Source organism: Streptococcus vestibularis ATCC 49124, assembly GCF_000188295.1.
Taxonomy (GTDB): Bacteria; Bacillota; Bacilli; order Lactobacillales; family Streptococcaceae; genus Streptococcus; species Streptococcus vestibularis.
Map to the genome: position 1 here is coordinate 931,664 of NZ_GL831112.1, position 5,221 is coordinate 936,884.

Consider the following 5,221-nt stretch of genomic DNA (forward strand, 5'->3'; position numbering starts at 1 on the left):
TAAGAATTCCTTGGTTTTGTATTATTTAGAATCATTCTTAAATAGCCTAAAACCGTTGACAATGCTGCCTTCTTCTGTTAGTTTAGATAATGTTCTCTTACATATGAGAGTTCATTTTTGACTTATCATCGTTCGTTTTTTATTAACATTAAAACGACGATTCACATATATAACGACAAATGTCGAACACTATCTTGAAAATAGGAGACATTCATGAAAAAACTTAACAAACTTGGTGTTGTTCTTTTAGCATCAGGGCTTTTATTGACGGCTTGTGCCAAATCTGGTAATTCAAGTAATTCAAGCTCAACTAACTCAAAACTCACAGCTAGTGAGCAAAAGCAATTGAAGCAGGCCACAAGTGATTATAAGACTTTCGTAGAAGGTGAAATTGATCAACTTTTGAAAGATACTGAAGGATTCAGTGCAACCCTCAAGTCAGGAAATCTTGAAGAAGCTAAGAAACAATACCCATTGATTCGTATGGCTTACGAGCGTTCAGAGCCGATTGCAGAAAGCTTTGGTGAGTCTGACGTGAAAATTGACTACCGTTTGGTTGATTACATGGACGAAAAAAAATCTGAAGACGGTTGGTCAGGTTTCCACCGTATTGAACGTATCATGTGGCAAGACAACACGACAGAGGGAACAGCTGCCTATGTGGATCAATTAATCAATGATATCAAGGAACTAAAGGCTAAAATCGCAACTGTTAAAGTCACTCCAGATATCATGTTGACAGGTGCTGTTGATCTTCTTAACGAAGTAGCAACTCAAAAGATTACAGGTGAAGAAGAAGTCTTCTCACACACTGATCTTTATGATTTCCGTGCCAATATTGAAGGTGCAGAAAAAATCTTTGAACTCTTCAAGCCATTGATTGAGAAGAAAGATGCTAAACTTGTTAAGACTTTGGAAACAGAATTCAAGAATGTGAATGGTCTTTTGGACAAACACATGATTGATGAGAAAAACTATAAGTCTTATACTGATTTGAGTGAAGTAGATACTAAGGAATTGGCCGAAGCTGTAACGAAACTTGGTGAACCATTATCACAAATGGGTGTTATCCTAGATGGGAAATAAGAAAAATGACTGACGAAAAATTTTTAGATAAAAAAATGGACCGTCGTGAATTTCTTAAAAAAGCAGGTATTGGAGGGGCTGGGCTTGCGCTTGGTCTTTCTGGTGCATCTGCTTTTTTCGCTAATCAGGATAGTTCAACAAAAAAGGCACTAGACGGGGATGAAGATATTAGTTTCTTTGGCAAGCACCAGGCTGGAATTACGACTCCAATGCAGAAGGCTTGTTATTTGGTGGTTCTAGATCTTCGCACGACCGATAAAAAAGAAGTGATTCAGCTCTTTAAGGACTGGACAGATTATAGTAGTAAATTAGTAGAAGGTGAACTAGTTAAAAAGGATGGTTCTAATGCCCTCTTGCCTCCTACGGATACAGGCGAAACGGTGGGACTCAATCCCTATCGCCTGAGTCTGACTTTTGGAGTTTCGGCTGATTTTCTTAAAAAACTTGGTTTAGAATCCAAACGTCCTAAGCTCTTCCGTGATTTGCCTCCATTTCCTAAGGAGCAGTTGCAGGACAAGTATACGGGTGGAGATATCGTTATTCAAGCCTGTGCAGATGATGAACAAGTGGCTTTTCATGCTGTTCGCAATTTGATTCGCAAAGGTCGTAATAAAATTACCATGAAGTGGAGCAAATCAGGTTTTGCTGCCATTGGAGACCGCAAGGAAACGCCACGAAATCTCTTTGGCTTCAAGGACGGTACTGCCAATGTTACGACAGAAAAGGAATTCGACAAGGTGGTCTGGACCGATAGTAAAGATTGGATGAAGGGTGGTTCTTATATGGCTCTTCGTCTGGTACAGATGCACTTGGAAACTTGGGATCGTACCAATTTGCAGGAGCAGGAAAATACCTTTGGTCGTTACAAGGAATCAGGTGCACCCTTTGGAAAGAAAGATGAGTTTGACGAAGTAGATTTGTCAAAACTTCCAGTTGATTCACATGTCCGTTTGGCTAAAGAAGTGAACCTTCCTATCTTACGCCGTTCCTATTCCTATTCAGATGGCATTGATGAGAGAACTGGCCAGTTTGATTCAGGTTTGATTTTCATTGCCTACCAGAAGGATCCCGACCGTTTTGTTAAAATTCAGACTAATCTTGGTGCTGTAGACAAGATGAACGAGTACATCACCCATATCGGAAGTGGGCTCTTTGCTTGCTTTGCTGGCGTGGAGAAGGGAGGCTACCTTGGTCAAGCACTCTTTGAATAAACTCCTCGTTTTACTTGGGCTTCTGGCCTTATTCTGTACTTATCCAGTAGCTGCTGAATCTTACAGTGATCTTTTCATCAAAATCACAGATACGACAACAGCTGTTCAAAATAAAGATCAAACAAAAGCTAATGAATTGGTTAGTGAGATTAAGTCTGATTTCGAAACTAAAGAAAATCACGATTCCAAGGCTGGTCGAAAAGTTAGCAAGGCTCTTGATATTAAGGGAGATGTGACAGAAGAGGACTTAACCGCCATCTCGTCAGCCCTTCTTAAATTTGAGAAAGAGCAAAATCCTGTTGATTTAGACGCAGAGAAGGAAAAACTTGAAACTCGCCTAAATCCTTATTTCAAGAACTTACAGGATGCTATTAATGCCAAAGATTTGACTGTGACACGAAAAACTTACAGTGAATTAAATAATGCTTGGACGCGAAATGAAGCTGTTGTCCGTGACCATAGTACTGCCTACTACGGTAAGATTGAGACCGCCATTTCACTATTAAGAAGTAGCATCGAGACAGAACCAACTGATTTCACTAGCATCCAGTCATCCTATGATGATCTTAAAGGGGGGATTGATGACTTTATCAAGGGTGTCCCTCTTGATAGCACTAGTACCAGTTTAACTCTTAAAGATGGTATTAAGCTCTTGAAAAAAGCTTTAGGTCAATTCCAATCGGGTGATGAAAAAACGGCTGCGGCCACTATGAAGAAATTCATCACTATTTGGCCAACCATTGAAGGAGATGTAAGCACAACTAATCCTAGCCTCTATACACGTGTGGAGAGTGAAACACCGGTTATAATGGTTAAGGGAAAAGAAAAAGCTTATCAGGACAAACTCCAAGCCTTGATTACAGACCTATCTGCTATCGATACCAGTGCTTCTTACAATGCCTTTGATGCTATGTTAATTCTCTTGCGTGAAGGGGTTGAAGCCCTCCTCATTGTTATGGCACTTGTGACAACTCTTAAGGCAGCTAAGATGCGTAAGGGACTCAAATGGGTATATGGAGGAGCCGTTTCTGGGGTATTAGCCAGTGCTGCTATAGCTGTCGTCTTGCAAGTTGTCTTTCCAGCAGTAACTTCGGGTTCTAACCGTGAAATTATTGAAGGTGGCGTTGGTATCTTTGCAGTTGCGATGATGATTCTGATTGGAATTTGGCTCCATAGCAAGTCTTCAGTCAAACAGTGGAATGACTTTATGGACCGCCAGATGAAGACGGTGACGGCTACTGGAAGCTTTGTGTCTATGTTTGCCCTCAGTTTCTTGGCTGTCTTCCGTGAAGGAGCTGAGACAATCCTTTTCTATGTTGGTATTATCCCACGTATCACGACAGCTAATTTCTTAATTGGTATCGGTTCAGCTATTGCAGTTCTTGTTATCATTGCTGTGGCTATGACTAAGGCTAGTCATTATATTAAACCGCACCGTATCTTCTTTATCTTGACCTGGTTGATTTATGCCTTGGCCTTCAAGATGCTTGGTGTCAGCATTCATGCCCTTCAGTTGACTAATATGATGTCCAATCATTTGATTAGTGGTTTACCGACCATCGATTGGGTAGGCATCTATCCTAGCTGGGAAGTCTTGATTCCACAACTTATCTTTATTGTTATTATTGCCTTTGTGACGGTGAGACAGCATGGCAAGAAGTAAGGATGAGATGACTATTGTTGAGCATCTGGTGGAGTTTCGGAGACGCTTCATTGCAGTAGTGTTATGTTTTTTCCTAGTTTTTTGTATTACCCTGTTGTTTGCTGGGGAGCTTTATGCTTATTTGACCAGAGGGTTTGACAAGCCTTTATTGGTTCTTGGGCCTAACGATATTCTCTGGATTTACATTAATCTAGCAAGTCTCATGGCTTTTACGGTTACTCTGCCTTTCACGACCTACCAGATTTGGCAGTTTGTAAAACCAGGTTTGAGGGACAATGAAGCCCGTGCTATCTTTGCTTATATCCCAGCAACTTTTGTCTGTTTTGTATTGGGTTTGGCCTTTGGTTATTATTTTGTTAGTCCAGCTATCTTAGAAGTACTTTTAAAACTAGGAGAAGGGCACTTTAATACACAAATTACAGCACAGAACTACCTTAGTTTTTTACTGCATACGACAGTGCCTTTAGCAGTTCTCTTTGAACTTCCCGTAGTTGTGAGTTTTTTGACATCTATCGGCATGATAACACCAGTTTTTCTGACACACTATAGACGCTATGCTTACTTTATTCTCTTGGTTTTGGCGGTCATTCTAACACCAGCTGACTTTATCAGTGACCTGGCCATGACGGCACCTTTAATCTTGCTTTATGAAGTTAGCGTAACTCTAAGTAAGCTCATTTATAAACGTAAACAAAGAAAATATAAAGATAAATAGAAAGGAAATCTCATGGGAATTCTACGTGATATCGGAGCCCCAGGACTTATCATTATTGTCCTAGGAGCCCTCCTCATATTTGGTCCTAAACGCTTGCCAGAACTCGGCCAATCCATCGGTAAAATGCTAGCCGAATTTAAAGCAGCTGTAAATAAGACTGATGAAGATAAAAAGGATCATGAGACTGAGAAGAAAGACTAGTTCCTAGATACTCTAGTTTCTTGACAATTCGAAGCTTTTATGACACAATTCACCTGTATTGATTAGTAAGTCTATATCATAGGCAAGAAAAGACCCCAGGCTAACTTCCACATAAGCTCGGGGTCTTTTTTAGGACTATCTATCCTTGTTTAACCACTTGTCGATCAGACGAAGGATAACATCGACCACAATGGGTCCGATGATAATTTTGAATAGTAAATCCATCATAGGCAATCCCACTTCCCTTCGTAGGCGGTGTCGAGGTGCCAAGGGATATTATATCATAGTTTGATAGAGATATCTTTAATAACTGTAAGGAAGTAAACGTTAGAATGTATTGCGATC

The 5,221-nt window shown here is 40.3% G+C and carries 6 protein-coding genes; 5 read left to right on the forward strand and 1 reads right to left on the reverse strand.

The window, feature by feature from the left end:
• The first annotated feature begins 213 nt into the window (after positions 1-213).
• Genes efeO through HMPREF9425_RS04620 form a run of 5 tightly spaced genes read left to right on the forward strand, consistent with a single transcriptional unit; the run spans position 214 to position 4,876 of the window.
• On the forward strand, positions 214-1,086 hold the full coding sequence (efeO, locus tag HMPREF9425_RS04600; RefSeq protein ID WP_003097153.1) for an iron uptake system protein EfeO: 873 nt from the start codon (positions 214-216) through the stop codon (positions 1,084-1,086).
• A gap of 5 nt (positions 1,087-1,091) precedes the next feature.
• Complete coding sequence (gene efeB, locus HMPREF9425_RS04605; protein ID WP_003092988.1) at positions 1,092-2,297, forward strand: iron uptake transporter deferrochelatase/peroxidase subunit; 1,206 nt, start codon at positions 1,092-1,094, stop codon at positions 2,295-2,297.
• Entirely contained in the window at positions 2,275-3,960 is a 1,686-nt protein-coding gene (locus HMPREF9425_RS04610) for an FTR1 family iron permease (RefSeq protein WP_003092412.1), read from the forward strand. The genes efeB and HMPREF9425_RS04610 overlap by 23 nt, the downstream gene beginning before the upstream one ends.
• A complete protein-coding gene (gene tatC / locus HMPREF9425_RS04615; protein ID WP_003092701.1) occupies positions 3,947-4,675 on the forward strand; it encodes a twin-arginine translocase subunit TatC in 729 nt (242 codons plus the stop codon). The genes HMPREF9425_RS04610 and tatC overlap by 14 nt, the downstream gene beginning before the upstream one ends.
• A 12-nt stretch (positions 4,676-4,687) precedes the next feature.
• Entirely contained in the window at positions 4,688-4,876 is a 189-nt protein-coding gene (locus tag HMPREF9425_RS04620) for a twin-arginine translocase TatA/TatE family subunit (RefSeq protein WP_003092496.1), read from the forward strand.
• Positions 4,877-5,011: 135 nt separating this feature from the next.
• On the opposite strand, the gene HMPREF9425_RS09395 is transcribed toward HMPREF9425_RS04620, so the two are convergent.
• The gene (locus HMPREF9425_RS09395; RefSeq protein WP_081448733.1) at positions 5,012-5,104 is read right to left on the reverse strand and encodes a type I toxin-antitoxin system Fst family toxin; all 93 of its coding nucleotides are present in this window, start codon (positions 5,102-5,104) and stop codon (positions 5,012-5,014) included.
• Positions 5,105-5,221 lie beyond the last annotated feature (117 nt).

Bases quoted from the DNA above. Each gene is read 5' to 3' on its own strand.
- efeO (WP_003097153.1), top strand. From the start codon at position 214: ATGAAAAAACTTAACAAACTTGGTGTTGTTCTTTTAGCATCAGGGCTT.
- efeB (WP_003092988.1), top strand. From the start codon at position 1,092: ATGACTGACGAAAAATTTTTAGATAAAAAAATGGACCGTCGTGAATTT.
- tatC (WP_003092701.1), top strand. From the start codon at position 3,947: ATGGCAAGAAGTAAGGATGAGATGACTATTGTTGAGCATCTGGTGGAG.
- HMPREF9425_RS04620 (WP_003092496.1), top strand. From the start codon at position 4,688: ATGGGAATTCTACGTGATATCGGAGCCCCAGGACTTATCATTATTGTC.
- HMPREF9425_RS09395 (WP_081448733.1), bottom strand. From the start codon at position 5,104: ATGATGGATTTACTATTCAAAATTATCATCGGACCCATTGTGGTCGAT.